The sequence below is a fragment of the Halorussus limi genome (genome assembly GCF_023238205.1).
Lineage (GTDB): Archaea > Halobacteriota > Halobacteria > Halobacteriales > Haladaptataceae > Halorussus > Halorussus limi.
Genome location: NZ_CP096659.1, coordinates 775052 through 791246, shown reverse-complemented (window position 1 = coordinate 791246; position 16195 = coordinate 775052). Strand labels below are relative to the sequence as shown.

The following is a 16195-nucleotide window of genomic DNA, read 5'->3' as shown; positions in this document are numbered from 1 at the left end:
AGGAGGGTGGCGACGCGGCGGTTTACCGGTTTCTCATTCGCGCGGGAAAGACGGCGTCGAACTCGGGCGTCGTCGCGGTCCGCCTCCCGACGCGTCCGGTCCCGCCCCCACGAATTTGAGGGCCGGCGTCGTGGAACGCCCATGGCCTACCGCGCCAACTACGCGCTGGTGAACGTGAGCGCCTACTTGGGACCGGACGAGGACGTACTCGACGTGCCGTGGGCAGAGTACGTCGGCGACGCCACCGAGGAGTTCGAGTTCACGGTGCCGACCGACCGCGCCACCGACCCGTACGTCGGCTTGCAGGCGTTCCGCGTCGGCGAGTACGGCCACGAACTCCGAATCAACGGCGAGTCGCTCGGCGGGTTCGACGTGCCGCCGGGGAACGGGTGGCAGTACTGGGAGGACGCCGTCACCGAAGTCGAACTGGTCGAGGGCGCGAACAGTCTCCAATTCGTCCGCGACGACGACGCCGACGACAGTTTCGCGGTGAACAACGTCACGGTTCACTGGCGCGAACCCGTCGAGTAGCGCGGCGAACCGTCGGTCCCCGATGCGGTCGTCGTCGCCCACGCCCGCCGATAGCCGTCTCCGTTTCTTCGCCTTTTCAGCGGCGCTCTCCGTCCGTGCCCCGAAAGCGACGCGACTTCTCGCCGCGGGTGACTACCGGCGACGGCGACTATCGACCCGACGGCGACTCCGTCGGCGGTAGACCAACCTTCACGTTCAGTAAACCCGCCTCTCCGCACAGTACAACAATCTCGACATTGCTCAAACGGGTAGATATATATGTCGTGCCGCCGAAAATCGGTCTCACAATGCGCAAACACGCCGACTGGCTCACCCAAGCAGACGAGCGAATCCTCGAATTCCTGCGCGAACACGGCAACTACCCGCCGTCGGCCGTCCGCGACCGACTGGCCGAAATCGGCGACGACCTCGACTACTCGACCAACCACCTCGGGATGCGCTGTCGCGCGCTCGACGACCACGGCCTGCTGGAGAACGTCGGCGGCGGCACCTACAGCATCACCGACCTCGGCGAGCAGTACCTCGACGGCGAGTTCGACGCCGGCAGTCTGGAAGACGACTAGCGACTCCCGGACGCAGTCTTCGGTGCGGCGATGGCTCCGACAGAATGGACCCGAAACTCCGTCGGCCCCGTCTCCGCCCGACCGACTTCCGAGCAGTTTTTACCTCCGACGTTCGCCCACCGAGTATGAACCGGTCCGCGCTGATAGCCGTCGTCGCGGGAGCGTTGCAGGGCGTCTTCGAGTGGTTGCCGATTTCGAGCGAGGGCAACATCACCGTCTTCCTGACCGCGCTCGGGTCCTCGCCCGAGGCGGCGGTCCAGTTTTCGCTGTTCCTCCACGCCGGGACCGCGCTCTCGGCGACGGTCTACTACCGCGAGGAGTTGGCCGACGTGCTGGGCGCGCTCCCCCGCTGGCGGCCGGGGAGCGCCTTCTCCGACGGCGGAGAGACCGCGACCCTCTCGTTCCTCGCCGTCGCCACGCTGGCCTCCGGCGTCGTCGGCATCGCGGCCTACCTCACGCTGGAGACGGTCGTCTCCGCGCTGACCGGCGGCGCGTTCGTCGCGCTGGTCGGCGTCCTGCTCGTGGCGACGGGCGTCCTCCAGCGGGTTGCCGACGGCTTCGAGTTCGGCGGGCGAGCGTCTCCCGACCTCCTCGACGCCGTGCTGGTCGGCGCGCTGCAGGGACTCGCCATCCTGCCGGGCGTCTCCCGGTCGGGCACCACGGCCTCGGCCCTGCTGTTCCGCGGCCACGACGGCCCCTCGTCGTTCCGCCTCTCGTTCCTGCTGTCGATTCCGGCCGCGCTCGGGGCGGGCGTCCTCGTCCTGCTCGACACCGGGGTTCCGTCGGTCACGCCCGTCGAGGCGGCCCTCGCGCTGGGAACCGCCGCGGTCGTCGGCTACCTGACCATCGACGCGCTGATGCGAGTCGTCGAGCGCGTGCCCTTCTGGAGCGTCTGCGTCGGCCTCGGCGCGCTGGCGATGCTCGGCGGCGCGGCGCTGGCTATCTGACCCGCCGGCTTCGCACCGACTCTCCGAGACCGAACTCCGCTCGGCCGAACGCCGACCGCGACAGGCCGAAAATTGATACGCCCGCTGACCGATGCTCTACCTATGACAGTTCGCGCCGCCGTCGTGCTGGCCGCGGGGGAGGGAACCCGCCTGCGACCGCTGACCCGCAACCGTCCGAAGCCGATGCTCCCGGCCGCCGACAGGCCGATTCTCGAACACGTCTTCGACGCGCTCATCGGGGCCGGAATCGAGCGACTCCACGTCGTCGTCGGCTACAAGCGCGACCGGGTGCAGGACCACTTCGGGCCGACCTACCGGAACGTACCCGTCAACTACGTCGCGCAGGACAAGCAGTTGGGGAGCGGCCACGCGCTCGTGCAGGCCCGCGAGGCCGTCGAGGGCGAGGACGGGTTCCTCGTGGTCAACGGCGACCAAGTCATCGAGCGCCAGATGGTCGCGGACGTGCTCGACGCCTTCGAGGCCGACGACGGCAACGCCACGCTCGCGGTCACCGAACAGGCCGACGTCTCTCACTACGGCGCGGTCGTGATGGACGGCGACCGGGTGGTCGAGTTGGTCGAGAAACCCGAGACCGACGACTACCGCCTGCTCAACGCCGGCGTGTACGCCTTCGGTCCCGCCATCTTCGACGCCATCGAAGAGACCCCGCGCGTGCAGGGGGAACTCGCGCTGACCGACACGCTGGTCGACCTCATCGACGAGAACGGGGTCGTCCGCGGCGTCGTCACCGAGGAACTCTGGGAGGACGCGACCTACCCGTGGGACCTGCTCGACGTGTCACAGGACCTCCTGCTCGCCGGCCGCGTCACCGAACCCGAGCGCGAGGACTCGGTCTGGGTCGCCGACAGCGCGACGGTCCACGACGACGCCACCCTGCAGGCCCCGGTCGTCGTCGGCCCCGACACCGAGGTCCGTCCCGGCGCGGTCGTCGGTCCGTACACCGCGCTCGGTCGGAACGCCACCGTCGGCGCGAACGCGGTGGTCACTCGGTCGGTGCTGGACACCGACACGCGGGTCGGGCCGAACGCCACCCTCATCGACTGCGTGACCGGGCAGGGCGTCGCGCTGGGGGCGGACGCCACCGTGTCTGGCGGCCCGGGCGACGTGCGGGTCGGCGACACGGTCTTCGAGGACCAGCGACTCGGCGCGGTGCTGGCCGACCGCGTGCGCGCCGAGGGCGACGTGAGTTTCGCGCCCGGCACGCTGGTCGGACCGAACGCCCACCTCCGGACCGGCGTGACCGTTTCCGAAAATATAAGCGAACACGCCGACGTGTACCGGTGAGTGACCGTGACATCTGCTGACGTAAACTGGGTGGTCGCTGAGGGGACCGAGGCGACCGCCGAAGACGGGGTGGTCGACGAGGCGACCGCCGAAGACGGGGTGGTCGACGAGGCGACCGCCGAAGACGGGGTGGTCGACGAGGCGACCGCCGACGGAGACGGGGTGGCGAACGAGGTGACCGCCTGATGTGCGGCATCATCGCCTGCGCGGGTCGGAGCGACGAGACCCTCGACGTTCTCCTCACCGGCCTCGAAGGTCTCGAATACCGGGGCTACGACTCGGCGGGGGTCGCGCTCTCGAACGGCGACCTCTCGGTCTGCAAGCGCGAGGGCGAGATTCAGCGCCTCCAGCAGGCCGTCACCGCCGACCTCGACGGGCCGGTCGGCATCGGGCACACGCGCTGGAGTACTCACGGGCCGCCGAGCGACGAGAACGCCCACCCACACACCGACTGCGAAGGCGACGTCGCGGTGGTCCACAACGGCATCGTCGAGAACTACGCCGACCTCCGTGCGGAACTCCGGGAGCGAGGCCACGAGTTCGACAGCGACACCGACAGCGAGGTGGTTCCGCACCTCGTCGAAGAGCGACTCGCCGAGGGCGCGACCTTCGAGGAGGCGTTCCGCGCGGCGGTCGCCCGACTGGAGGGCAGTTACGCGCTGGCCGCCGTCTCGGCCGACTCGGAGGCCGTCCTCGCCACGCGCCACGACTCGCCGCTGGTCGTCGGCGTCGGCGACGACGCGGCCTACCTCGCCAGCGACGTGCCCGCCTTCCTCGATTACACCGACCGCGTGGTCTACTTGGAGGACGGCGAGTTCGCCCGCCTCGAATCCGGGTCGTGGACCGTCTCGGACGCCGAGGGCCACCTGCTGGAGAAGTCGGTCTCGCGCGTCGAGTGGGACGCCGAGGAGACCGCCAAGAGCGGCTACGACCACTACATGCTCAAGGAGATTCACGAGCAACCCCGCGCGCTCCGGAAGTGCCTCCGGGGGCGCGTGGACGAACTCGCGGGGTCGGTCAGCGTCGAGGCGCTGGAGGGCCTGAGTCCGTCGTCGGTCCAGTTCGTCGCCTGCGGCACCTCGTACCACGCCGCGCTCTACGGCGCGCAGGCGCTCCGCGAGGCGGGGGTTCACGCCCAAGCCTTCCTCGCCAGCGAGTACGCCACCGCGCCCGCGCCGGTCGACGACGACACGCTGGTCGTCGGAATCACCCAGAGCGGCGAGACCGCGGACACCCTCTCGGCGCTCCGGGAGGCCGAGCGCCGGAACGTCGAGACGCTGGCGATGACGAACGTCGTGGGGTCGACCGCTGCCCGCGAGTGCGACCGGGCGCTGATGATTCGGGCAGGGCCCGAAATCGGCGTCGCGGCGACCAAGACCTTCTCCTCGCAGGTCGTGGCGTGCAACCTGTTGGCGGCCGCGCTGACCGAGCGCGGTGGTTCGCGCGAAGTCGTGGAGGCGCTTCGGGACCTGCCGGGACAGGTACAGGAGATTCTGGACTCCTCGCGGGCCGAGCGGGTCGCCGACCGGTTCGTCGACAGCGAGGGCTACTTCTTCATCGGTCGCGGCTACCATCACTCAGTCGCGCTGGAGGGCGCGCTGAAGCTGAAGGAGATTAGCTACAAACACGCCGAGGGGTTCCCGTCAGGCGAGTTGAAGCACGGCCCGTTGGCGCTGGTCACCGAGGAGACGCCGGTGTTCGCCATCGCGACCGGAAACGGGACGCAGGCGACGAAGACGGTCGGGAACGTGAAGGAAGTGGAAGCGCGAGACGCTCCGGTGGTGGCAGTGACCGATGGGGCATCGGACGTGGCGCGGTACGCCGATGCTGTGCTGGAGATTCCCGAGACGCACCCGCGGGTCGCGCCGGTGCTGGCGAACGTACAGTTGCAGTTGGTAGCGTACTACGTGGCGAAGCAACTGGGGCGTAGTATCGACAAGCCGCGGAATCTGGCGAAGAGCGTGACGGTGGAGTAGGCTACTTTCGCTGTTCTCGATTTGGGGGTTCCGTAGGTTCGAGTGCGGCTAGTAAAATCATCCTTCCTCTGAGAAGTTCGTGACTGTTCCTTTCACGGTAACCTGACCGAAGTCGAGGACGAGTTGACGGCGGACTTCAAGCGGTTTGTTCCACAGGAGTACGTCATCCTCGGTCGTCATAGTGTTGAGTGTGAGTTGGAGGACGACAGTTTTTTTCCGGGGATGGGTCTGCTTGTGGAGAATTCCGTTCTTGTCTTTTACGATGATTTCAGTAGGTTGGACGGACTTGTTTTGGACTGAGACAATGGTGTCCGTCTGAAGGGGTCCCTCGGGGATGGCGTCGGCGGTGTAGGGTTGGACCCCAGTGATCTCGAAGGTAACTGTAGTAGTCGTGTTCTCAAGTTGGTCCGTGGTGTTCGTTAGTTGGTTTTCTGTTCCGAGGATGAATGTCGCGCCAGCGGCGATGACCGCTAGGACAAGGAAGACTACGAACGCGTCGATGATATTGACGGTACCAAACAGTTGGCCCTTTTCGTCGATTGGATCCATAGTTTCGTTACGGGCAACGAAATAATCCTAGCCGGTAAACTGTTGTGCTTCAGTCCGCCCTGCGATAATCAACCCCACGTTATGATTTTAACATCTTGAACCGTCGCTTTCAGAGCCGAGTAAAGACCGGAATCCAATACCTTTTAATAGGAATTCGCTAAACAGCGAGTTAGAATGGTGGTACCATATTCGGATTTTCAATCGGATTCGAGATTGCAGATTCTATCGATAATCTTTGCTCTCTCTGCCTTGATATCTTTGGTCCTCCCGACCGTTCCTGCGATAATGTTCATCGCTACTGTCCTCCTTATTGGTGTCGTCTATTTGTCCAAATACGCCGACTGGTCGCTTTCGCATCCTTTCATCTATCTATCCATAATACTACTGATCTACGTCATTGGTCCTCTGTACGATTTCGTCGCTCTCGATTCGAGGGAAGCGACATGGGCACTTCTGAACGAGCCTCGTGCAATTCTCGTCCAAGCCGGATTCGTCGTCTTAGTGGGTATGGCTGCCTTTGTCTACGGTTTCTCGTCGGCGAGGGGGTCTGCTCTTGCGACGCAGATTCCCTCCTTCCCGGAAACGTGGGACGGACAACGGGCGCGCGAAATAATCACGCTTTATGCCATCATCGGCACAGCCTTCTTCCTTCCAATCGCCATCTTCTCCGTTGGCGGAGACATTTCAAGCAAGCGAACATTTTATTCATCGTATTTTCGGTGGTTCGTACGATTCCTTCTGTTTGCGGGTTTCTTAGGGCTCTTGACCACCCTTGAAGAGGGTCGGAAGCTATCGTCACTTCTTGGCCTCCTCTCGCTCTGCATAGTCTTCGTCTATTTTGTCTTCGGCTTTCTGATAAGTAGCCGTAGTGCAATTATGTGGACGACTATTCTCCTGTTCGGCTTTTATATACAGTATCGTCGTATCAGAGCTGTTTTGCTCTTCTCAGTCGGGACGGTGTTTGCAGTCCTCTCGGCGATTATGTTATCGCTCCGTGCCAATTCAGGCCTTCGACTAACTCCGGTTACCATATTTGAGAGCTTAGCAGGTGCTGACCGCGGGAACGTCACCGTCATTGCGCATCTCGTTCATCAACTCCCTACAGAGATGGAGTTCCTGTACGGTAGGGGACTTTTCCAGTGGCTTGTCTTCCCAATCCCTCGCGCTATTTGGCCGGGCAAACCGTTCCCCGCATCGCGGGAACTCGCCATAGAGATTTACAATGCAGGAAATCGAACACCGCCAATGCTCTTCGGCGACCTGTATTGGAATCTCGGGATAATCGGTGTTCTCATTGGACTATTGGCTATCGGCTTCGTCTTCCGCCTTCTCGTTGAATATCGCGCTACGAACTCTAACTCACCATCAGTGATTCTCTTGACGACCGTCGTTCTTTTCCTCGCCGGCCGATTCCCGAGTGCTGAAAAGATGTTTATCAGCCTGTGCCTCTATCTCGTACCGCTAGGCATGGCCGCCCTCTACATCGCGAGAGTTGAACGAGAAGTGGACTTCGACCCAGATAATTCAGGCTCAAAGTTCTCTAACTCTCACATCTACAACGTTCTTTACAGTAATGTAGTTGCCACCAACCAGTACGCAATGTTGGCTATCGAGAACAGTACTCTTCGACGAATACTCCTTAGGACAGCCCGACGAATAAGAGGGATCGCTCAACGATCTTACTTCATCCGGTTCATTGAGGAATTCGACCAAAACCCGTAGCCAACTTTCATTCTGTTATTGCCCGTGGCTCGTAGGCGTCTTCTCCTTCGGGAGGACAACGCCTGACCATCAGTGAGATTCAACGCTGGTAATTGTCTGGATAATCGGGTCTAAACACGTCTATAGGTGAATCTCTTGACGTATTCGTATCAGCAAGTATCGTCAAGCAAAGACAGAACCGTTAACCCAGTTGGATTTCGAATCGTGGTATGACCAACTTCGTTGAGAAAGCCGCTCGTTACTACCGGATGAAGGGTGGAATTGCGCTTCTCAAACGGGCGCTTCCGTATTTCTACGACCGTATGATTCGTCCGCACCTCCCTCGTTTCACCGCCACCTATAATAACACGCAGGTCAAGGTGAACCATCTCGGCGACTCGTTCCTTCCGTGGCATCCAGTGGACAAACCAGGATATGAGAGTGCGCTAGTGGAGGGTCTCCAGTCACGCGTCCGCGAGGGTGACCATGTAGTCGTGGTCGGCGGTGGCTATGGTGTCACTGCGGTCAACGCCGCACGACAGGTTGGCGAGGACGGGAGGGTAACGGTCTACGAGGCTGCTGAGCGTCTAATTGACGCTATCGAGGAGACGCTCGAACTCAACGACGTAACAGACCGCGTGGACGTTCATCACGCACTCGTTGGACCGAGTGTCGAGGTGTTAGGGGATTCCACTACTGCGGTCCATCTTTCCCCTGAGGACCTCCCTGAATGTGACGTATTGGAACTCGACTGCGAGGGTGCAGAAATCGATATTCTGTCTAACCTCCAGATTCGCCCCCGCGTCATCTTGGTTGAGAGCCACGGTGAGTTCGATGCACCGACTGACGAGGTAGCGTCTTTGCTGGAAGACCTTTCGTACTCGGTCGAATCTCAAGAGGTCGCCGACGAGTGGGTCCGCGAGAAGTGCATCGAAAACGATGTCTACGTACTTACCGGGGTCCGCGACAAAGCGTAGTCGTTATCAAGTACCGGACTTCATCTGTCGAGGATGTGGCCAACTTGTGAATCAGAACTTTTCTATAACGGCTCTCAAAAAGGTAGTCCAATGAATGTTCACCCTCTGAACGTGGTCTCCTCTTCATTCAGTACCCTCCATGCAATCCCTATGCGAATCGACCGGGAGTCTGCTTTACTCGTCTGGACTCGTTTTGGATCATGAGCGACGCCGACAGTGATCTCGCAGATGCGCTACAAGACGCCTTCCGCGGTGCGGTCATCGTCCTCCTCGGGACGATTATCGGCCGGGGTTCGGGGCTTCTTGCGGAGGTCTGGGTCGTTCGCACGTTCTCTGAGTCAGGATATGGATTGCTGAAGCTTGGGGTCTTGATTACTTCACTTGTCGCGGCTGTCGGCACACTCGGATTTCGAACTGGCCTCCCACGTCAACTCGGTTACGAGCAAGGTGGTCAGAATACCGCGACGATTCGTGAGACGATCGGGGCGGGCGTACTTGTCTCGAGTGGTGTTACCGCGATTCTGGCTGTCGTCATGTTCGCGTATGGAAGTCGGTTTGTGTCGCTGTTCGGTGATTCAGAACTAGTAACATACATCTCGCTATTTGCGTTCGCACTCCCTGCCATGGTGTTCGTGGACGTATTCGTCGCCGTTTTCCGGGGATTAAACAACTCCAAGCCGAAGCTCTACTTTCGCACGCTAGTACCTAAGTTCGGCTTCCTCGCCGCCGTGGCGGTAGCAGGCTTCTTCAACTTCGGATTCGAGTCCGTCATCTTGGCGTGGGTCGGCGGATACGTCATTGCCGCACTCGTGTTCATAGTTTACATCGCACTCAATATCGAGTACCGACCGACTTTTCCCGAACCCGTTGTTGCGCGCCGACTCGTCGTCTTCTCCTTTCCGCTACTCGCTGTTTTCTTTGCCAATCATCTGATGCGGTGGGTAGACACGTTCATTATATGGATATACACTGACACAGCGACGGTCGGTCTCTACAGTGCGACTGTTCTACTGACACGAACGATTCCGATGATCCTCGGTTCGGTTACCTTCCTCTATCTCCCAATTGCGTCACGGTTCTACTCTGACGGCGACATCGAACGTGTCCAATCACTGTACGTGATACTGACCAAGTGGGTCGTCGGTGCTTCGCTTCCGCTGTTTCTGACGTTCATGTTTTTCCCGAAGTCCGTCCTTACTGTCGTATTCGGTCCGGACCTCGCCGCAGGTGCGTCGGTGATGCAGTTGCTCGCGCTCGGATTCTTCTCCCATACGCTACTCGGGACGAACGGCCATACGCTCATCATGCTGGGACAGCGTCGAAAATTGTTAGCCGCCCGTTCATTGATGGTCCTAGTTAACTTAATACTTAGCGTGTTACTGGTCCCGAGCCTCGGAATTGTCGGTGCTGCGCTTGGGTCGATGGCCGCCTTCCTACTCGGTAACGTGGCGGTATCGGCATACCTCTATCGTGAGAAAGGTCTACACCCATTCTGTCGGGATTACCTTAGACCGGTGGTAGGGACGCTCGTCGTCGCTGGCATGGTTGGAGTCGTCGTTCGTCAATCGGTCGCTATCTCTCCGATAGTCGTCGCGGGATACGCCACGTTTGTCGGAGTCCTCCATGTCGGACTGTACCTTCTCGCTCGGAGCGTGCGTCAAGCGGAGGCGGCGATGATTGAGGCCGTGATGAATCACGTCGGAGTCCAAAATAACACAGTAGCCGATATACTGGACAGAGCCTCCTTTGACCGATAGCAACTGCGTGAAATCGTCGCATCGGACTTGCACCAGTCTCGAACAAACCGACATACTCATTTGTATGTCTGAGAAAGAGTTGCGTCGAATGCGGGTTGGAATTCAGACCGAACGTCTTCACCAGTCGGTCGGCGGTCCACAAGTTTATCGACGGAAACTCTGCGAAGCGCTCCTTGACCTGACTGACGACGTGAAGTTCGTCTTTTTTCAGTTCTCCGACGACTCTCTTCCCCTGTTTGACCATCCACGGGTCGAACCTGTCGTCATCCCATCGATTCCAGGGCTAGCAGCACGACGGCTTGCCGAGTTTGACTTGGACGTAATTCACTTTGAGGAGGGAATCCATCGCTTTCCGCTTGTCGGGCGGCTCTCAGCATCGACAGTGACGACAATACACGGTATTGAACCGCTCGTGATTGACGAACATCCTGCGCCGCTCAAGACCCGAATACAGAAGACGCACGTCTGGCCGTACCTATGCCGAAAGCTTGATCATGTAATTGCAGTATCCGAGTCCAGTCGTCGGCAACTACTCGATCACTATCCACTTGACGAGGGCGCAGTGTCGGCAGTTTATAATGGAATCGACCACGATCGATTCACGCCTTTGTCCGACGAAGTGATTGAACGAGGGCTCGACGGTCTAGATGTTGAGCAGCCGTACTTCTTAACAGTCAACAACTGCTCCCAGCGGAAGAACCCTACTGGACTCGTCCAGTCGTTCGATGAAGCAGCGAGACGTCGATCCGATATATCACTCATCGTCGCAGGATCGGGGTGGGATACCCCCGAGATAGACCGGTTGATAGTCAACGCCGACTTCGGGAACCGAATCACTCGTCTCGGTAAAGTACCTGAATCTATACTTCCATCCCTCTACGCCGGGGCAACTGCGATGATCTCGCCGACGTATCACGAGAACTTCGGGTTGACTCTTGCAGAGGCGATGGCCTGTGGAACGCCCGTCATCGCCTCAAACGTGTACGCAGTTCCGGAGGTAGTGGGTGACGGTGGCGTCCTCATTGATAATCCGGACGACGCAACCGCGTTCGCGGACACAATGGTGAGGCTTCTAGACAACCCCAACCGGCATAAGAGGCTAGCGAACCGTGGGATAGAGCAGACCGCCCAGTTTACGTGGGAAGAGTGCGCCCGTAGAACGTTCAACATTTATGAACGCCTCTATCGCAACGTTTGATGCTAACTACTTTACTACACAGTCTCATTCGTAGGGGAACCACCTTGGAGAGCTGTTTGGGCAGGAGTTCGTCGTTATTCACTTACAGATATCCTAAATCGTGAAGTTGGTCCTCGGCATCGTCGGTCAACTTGACTTCAGTCGTGGCTATTTTCCGTTCCCTGACCTCCTGAAGTTGCGCGGTCGCTTGGTCTCGTTCGAAATCGGGTTGCCCGAAGGCTTTCTCATCAGTCCAGTACGACTTTGCGGCTCGGGCAATATTCCGCCGGAGATAGCCTCGCTTTGCACTTTTGACGCTCTTGCCGAACAGGACGGCGAGTCTATCACTTCGTCCACTCTTGGCGAACATATACCCTCCGGCGGCGTCCCACGCACCCTCGTAGCAGAGATTCCCGTCGAGGAATGGAATCGCATCGGGGAGAAATGAACTATCGTAGAAGGTTAGCCCAGGTTCTTCAGATAGTCCATCGGTGGCTGCTCGGCCATCCAATTCACCTTCAAGTGGAGCCGATAGTATCGACGTAATGGTTGGTACTACGTCCACGTGTCTAAAGTGACGGCCAGACACCGTTTGGGAGTCAATGTCGGGATGGATGAATACTGTCGGGACGTAGACTAGCTCAGGTCGCATTGGCTCGTTATGACCCAACCCGCCGCCTTCGCCCAATAATTCACCGTGGTCGGAGGTGTAGATGACCAGTGTGTCCTCAGTTAGACCTGCATCTTCAAGGTCGTTCAGTCTCTCCTGAAAGGTAACAGCGTCTGCTTTGACTGCTTGACCGTATTCCGACTGGATGAGGTTTATCTGCGACTCTCTCCGATTCTGGAAATATTCCCACGCAGTACCGTCAAAGTCACCATACGGGGCGTGACCCCCTGGGCCGCGTTCCATCACGACGAACGGTGATGGAAGATTCTTAAAGGGATTGGTCACGTCCGGTGGTTGTTCACGGAGGACCGAATAGATCGGGTCCACATCATGAGACTGTTCACGGACGGAGTTAAGAAATCGCGTTTCGTATCCGTCTAAGTCGAAGAGGGTTGGAATGTTTGGATGTACTTGATTCGAGAACGAGGAGACACCGTGAGTTGGTGGATAGAGACCGGTTGATAGTGACGCGAACGACGGTGGACTGTGGACAGAGGCCGCCACAGTTTTGATGACTGCTCCTTCCGACGATATCTCGTCCGGGAGGTAGTCCCATCGGACAGCATCTCCGACGTACACGAAAACGTTCTCTACATCGAGAGACTGAAGAGATTCGCACAGACCATTGGCCATGCGACGTAGTTGGAGCGTCTAAACTTTAGTTTAACCGTCTCGTACTCCTAAAGACTCTGGCGATGACATCGGCCAACTGACGAAGGAAAAAGATATAATTGGGGTAGTGGGTAACAGTCGATAGATGAAGATTCTGTATTACGGCTCCTCCACTCAAATACACAGTGGAGCATCACAATGGATGTTCCGTCTCGCTAAGGGAATTAGGGAACGAGGGAGACATCACACGATAGCTATTCTCCCCGGTGATGAAGGTATTATGGAATGGTATGATAAGACCGGGATCGAAACCATCATTCACTGGACCGAACCTCTTCGTCTTCGGCGATCATTACTAGGTCACATCGGTTTTCTCCTTTACAGCCTTATCGCAACAGTTACATTGACGATACACATCTACCGGGAGGATGTTGATATCGTCCACGTCAATGAAATAAAATATCCCCATGGACTTATCGCTGGAAAGCTTGCCGGGGCAAAGACGGTCTGCCATGTCCGAGCGCACGTTGATTCTTGGTGGTTACGGTGGTTTCTCGCGCGGTTTACCGCACTCTGTTCTGACCGGATAATCTGCGTCTCTAAACGGACTCAAGAGCGATTGTTCCACGATGTAGGTATCGAAAGCAAAAACATTCAAGTCGTCCACGACGGTGTGCCGTCGCCCGAACGATTCAGAAACCCTCCAAACGATGACGAGTTCTATAATCGTCTTGGTATCGATCCTGAATCATTTGTGGTTCTTCAGGTCTCGAAATTAGCTCAGACGAAGGGCCATGACCGCTTGCTTGATGTAGCCGACTATCTTGAAGAATACGATGATATTGAGTTCTGCCTCATGGGCGGTCGAGTAGATGGACATGAAGAATACGCCGATAGTCTTGAGACTGCCGCTGTAAAGCAGGAACGCGTTCACCTGACCGGCTTCTACCCCGACGTCGTGGAGGCACTCATTGCTGCTGATGTAGTTGTTCACCTCCCCCGCCATGAGGACCCGTTCCCAGGGGTCGTCCTTGAGGGAATGCTTGCAGCAAAGCCCGTCGTCGGAAGTCGAAGTGGCGGAATTCCAGAACAGATTACGCATGGCGAAACAGGGTTTATCGTTCCCAAGAAGAATGCACCGGACGAGATTGCCGAGCGATTAACGGAACTCTATGAGAACGAATCACTTTGCAGTCAAATGGGTGTGACTGGTCGCGAACACGCTCTAGAGAGGTTCCCTGTCGAGGGCCACTTCAATGAAATCGAGGAGGTGTATACCTCGCTATAACTGGCGTTACCGCTCGTGGAGCAGTGTCTCCAGATTCTCTTGGACGTACCCCTTGTCCCGATTCTCGACGTACCAGTCGATGGTCTCGGCCATCCCGTCTTTGAGCGAGTGCTCGGGCTCCCAGCCCAGTAGCTCCTCGGCACGGGTCGTGTCAGCCGCGCGGTGGCGGACCCCGACCGGTTTGTCGGTCATCCGATTTATCTCGTCAGGCTCCCAGTCGAGGTAGTCGAAGATGGCCTCCGCGACCTCGTTGATAGAGATGTAGTCTGGTATCCCGGCGTTGACCGGTGTGGCGTCCGAGATCCTCTCGTTGGCCAGCACGAGCGCGCTCACGATGTCCGAGACGTAGGTAAAGTTGCGGGTCTGCTCACCGTCGCCCCAGATTTGGTAGGGGTCCTGCTCAGCGTAGGCCTTCGCGATGAGGGCGACAATGGCGTGGGTCTCGTTCTCCCGGGGACCGTACGCGGTGAAGATCCGGACTGCACTCGCGTCGACGCCGTACTGCTCGTGGAACGCTTGCAGGGAGCGCTCACCCATTAGTTTCGCCCAGCCGTAGGCCTCGTCGGCGTACGCGCCACCACGCTCGTCGAAGCTCACCATGTCTTCGCGGAGTGGGCGCTGCTCCTGCTGGATGTCCGTGGGATAGGTACACGCGCTGGAGGCGAAGGTGATCTTCTCGACGCCGTTCTCGACCGCCGTCTCGAAGACGATGTTGTCCAGCGCCATGTTGGTGGCGCAGTTCGCGGGGTAGTTTGAGATGTATCCTCGGCCGCCATGGTCGGCAGCGAGGTGGAAGACGCGGTCGATGTCTTGCGTGGCCTCTTCGGCGAACGACCGGCGTTTGAGGTTGCCGTCCAACACTTCGATCTCGTCTTTGACCGCCGCGAGGTTCTCGATGGTACCGCTGGAGAAGTCGTCGGCCACTCGCACGCGCGCCCCCCGTTCGACGAGGTCCTCCACGAGGTGTGACCCGATGAACGACGCCCCGCCCGTTACGAGCACGCGCTCGCTGTCGAAGCTCATTGGGAACCACCCGCCGTGGCGGCAGCTTTCTCGGCGTCGAGTTGCTCCTTTGCCCAGTCGTACACCTCTTTGACGCCGACCTCGAACTTGACGGTCGGCTCCCAGTTGAGTTCTTCCTTCATTTTCGTGTCGTCGGCGGCGTACTTGTCGGTGCCAGTCGGCTTCGAGAGGTCGTGCTGGATGGAGATGTCCTTGCCCGAGATGTCGACGATGGTCTCGGCGAGTTCGTTGATAGTGACGACCTCGTCGCCGTTACCGAGGTTGACGGGTTCGCCATCGACCTTCTTCTCAATGGCGCGGATCATCCCCTCCACGAGGTCGGCGATGTAGATGAAGCCCCGCTGCTGGGTGCCGTCACCGAACAGTTCGATGGACCCACCGTCGGGTTCTTCTATAACCTTCCGGCACAGCGACGGGATGACGTGACTGCTGTCAGGGTCGAGGCTCTCGCGCGGCCCGTAGCAGTTGAAGATGCGGACCATCGCCGTGTCGAGGTCGCAGTCTTCGTGGTAGGCCTCGCAGGCGACCTCACCGAGGACCTTGGCCCACCCGTAGGTACTGTGAGGGTTCGCAGGGATGGCCTGGTCCTCGCTGAACCGGTTGAGGTCGTCATGCTGCTGGCGGTAGATGCAGGCACTTGAGGCGAACAGGAGGCGGTCCACGTCGTTGATGCGGGCAGCCTCCAGCATGTTCTGGTTCATCAGTACGCTGGGGGTGAGTCCACCGACGTTCTCGCGCTGGATGTAGTGGATGCCGCCCACGCTGGCCGCCAGGTGGAAGACATGGTCGACGCCCTCGGTCGCTTCGACGCACCCCTTGTGAGTCGTCAGGTCGACCGTCCGGAGCTCTATGTCGTTGAGGAGGTGTTCGATGTTCTCGCGGGAGCCGCGGGAGAAGTCGTCGGCGACCACGACTTCGGTACCCAATTCGAGGAGGCGTTCCGTGAGGTGGCTACCGATGAACCCGGCACCACCAGTAACGAGGACTCTGTCATCTTTCCAGTCCATATCTCTTCCCTCTCACTGGGGTACCTAATTCCTGCGGATTCGGTGTGATGCGACTCAATTATCTTCGACACGAAAACTACTCCAAGTGGTTTTCAGTTGTTTATTATACCCC

General features: G+C 59.0%; 15 protein-coding genes. 11 read left to right on the top strand and 4 right to left on the bottom strand.

All coding sequences use genetic code 11. The annotated features are described in order from the left end of the window. Positions 1 to 141: 141 nt before the first annotated feature. From M0R89_RS04120 to glmS, 6 genes are all read left to right on the top strand, one after another. Complete coding sequence (locus M0R89_RS04120) at positions 142 to 531, top strand: DUF7383 domain-containing protein (RefSeq protein WP_248651302.1); 390 nt, start codon at positions 142 to 144, stop codon at positions 529 to 531. 287 nt (positions 532 to 818) lie between these two features. Continuing rightward, on the top strand, positions 819 to 1094 hold the full coding sequence (locus M0R89_RS04115; RefSeq protein ID WP_248651301.1) for a winged helix-turn-helix domain-containing protein: 276 nt from the start codon (positions 819 to 821) through the stop codon (positions 1092 to 1094). 125 nt (positions 1095 to 1219) lie between these two features. After that, on the top strand, positions 1220 to 2041 hold the full coding sequence (locus tag M0R89_RS04110) for an undecaprenyl-diphosphate phosphatase (protein WP_248651300.1): 822 nt from the start codon (positions 1220 to 1222) through the stop codon (positions 2039 to 2041). Positions 2042 to 2143: 102 nt separating this feature from the next. Next, positions 2144 to 3346, top strand: coding sequence for a sugar phosphate nucleotidyltransferase (locus M0R89_RS04105; RefSeq protein ID WP_248651299.1), 1203 nt, complete (start codon positions 2144 to 2146; stop codon positions 3344 to 3346). Then, positions 3347 to 3532 (top strand): hypothetical protein, encoded by a 186-nt coding sequence (locus tag M0R89_RS04100; protein WP_248651298.1) that lies wholly within the window; start codon positions 3347 to 3349, stop codon positions 3530 to 3532. Continuing rightward, the gene (glmS, locus tag M0R89_RS04095; protein WP_248651297.1) at positions 3532 to 5322 is read left to right on the top strand and encodes a glutamine--fructose-6-phosphate transaminase (isomerizing); all 1791 of its coding nucleotides are present in this window, start codon (positions 3532 to 3534) and stop codon (positions 5320 to 5322) included. The genes M0R89_RS04100 and glmS overlap by 1 nt, the downstream gene beginning before the upstream one ends. A gap of 57 nt (positions 5323 to 5379) precedes the next feature. Here the strand turns inward: glmS and M0R89_RS04090 are convergent, their stop codons facing one another. Continuing rightward, the gene (locus tag M0R89_RS04090) at positions 5380 to 5871 is read right to left on the bottom strand and encodes a DUF4330 domain-containing protein (protein WP_248651296.1); all 492 of its coding nucleotides are present in this window, start codon (positions 5869 to 5871) and stop codon (positions 5380 to 5382) included. A gap of 285 nt (positions 5872 to 6156) precedes the next feature. Between M0R89_RS04090 and M0R89_RS04085 the strand changes: the two genes are divergently transcribed. The 4 genes from M0R89_RS04085 to M0R89_RS04070 all read left to right on the top strand — a co-directional run bounded on the left by M0R89_RS04085 (position 6157) and on the right by M0R89_RS04070 (position 11504). Beyond that, positions 6157 to 7593: a hypothetical protein gene (locus M0R89_RS04085; RefSeq protein ID WP_248651295.1), complete on the top strand. Its 1437-nt coding sequence runs from the start codon at positions 6157 to 6159 to the stop codon at positions 7591 to 7593. Positions 7594 to 7802: 209 nt separating this feature from the next. Continuing rightward, on the top strand, positions 7803 to 8549 hold the full coding sequence (locus M0R89_RS04080) for an FkbM family methyltransferase (RefSeq protein ID WP_248651294.1): 747 nt from the start codon (positions 7803 to 7805) through the stop codon (positions 8547 to 8549). Positions 8550 to 8749: 200 nt separating this feature from the next. Next, positions 8750 to 10306 (top strand): flippase, encoded by a 1557-nt coding sequence (locus tag M0R89_RS04075; RefSeq protein WP_248651293.1) that lies wholly within the window; start codon positions 8750 to 8752, stop codon positions 10304 to 10306. Positions 10307 to 10370: 64 nt separating this feature from the next. Then, positions 10371 to 11504, top strand: coding sequence for a glycosyltransferase family 4 protein (locus M0R89_RS04070; protein ID WP_248651292.1), 1134 nt, complete (start codon positions 10371 to 10373; stop codon positions 11502 to 11504). Positions 11505 to 11586: 82 nt separating this feature from the next. On the opposite strand, the gene M0R89_RS04065 is transcribed toward M0R89_RS04070, so the two are convergent. Then, positions 11587 to 12786 (bottom strand): sulfatase-like hydrolase/transferase, encoded by a 1200-nt coding sequence (locus M0R89_RS04065; RefSeq protein ID WP_248651291.1) that lies wholly within the window; start codon positions 12784 to 12786, stop codon positions 11587 to 11589. A gap of 124 nt (positions 12787 to 12910) precedes the next feature. Here M0R89_RS04065 and M0R89_RS04060 point away from each other — a divergent pair, with 124 nt between their 5' ends. Next, a complete protein-coding gene (locus M0R89_RS04060; protein ID WP_248651290.1) occupies positions 12911 to 14053 on the top strand; it encodes a glycosyltransferase family 4 protein in 1143 nt (380 codons plus the stop codon). A gap of 6 nt (positions 14054 to 14059) precedes the next feature. Here M0R89_RS04060 and M0R89_RS04055 read toward each other — a convergent pair whose 3' ends face one another. Further along, positions 14060 to 15076 carry an NAD-dependent epimerase/dehydratase family protein gene (locus M0R89_RS04055; RefSeq protein ID WP_248651289.1) on the bottom strand — a complete coding sequence of 339 codons (1017 nt, stop codon included), beginning with the start codon at positions 15074 to 15076 and terminating at the stop codon, positions 14060 to 14062. Next, on the bottom strand, positions 15073 to 16083 hold the full coding sequence (locus tag M0R89_RS04050; protein WP_248651288.1) for an NAD-dependent epimerase/dehydratase family protein: 1011 nt from the start codon (positions 16081 to 16083) through the stop codon (positions 15073 to 15075). The genes M0R89_RS04055 and M0R89_RS04050 overlap by 4 nt, the downstream gene beginning before the upstream one ends. Positions 16084 to 16195: the final 112 nt, after the last annotated feature.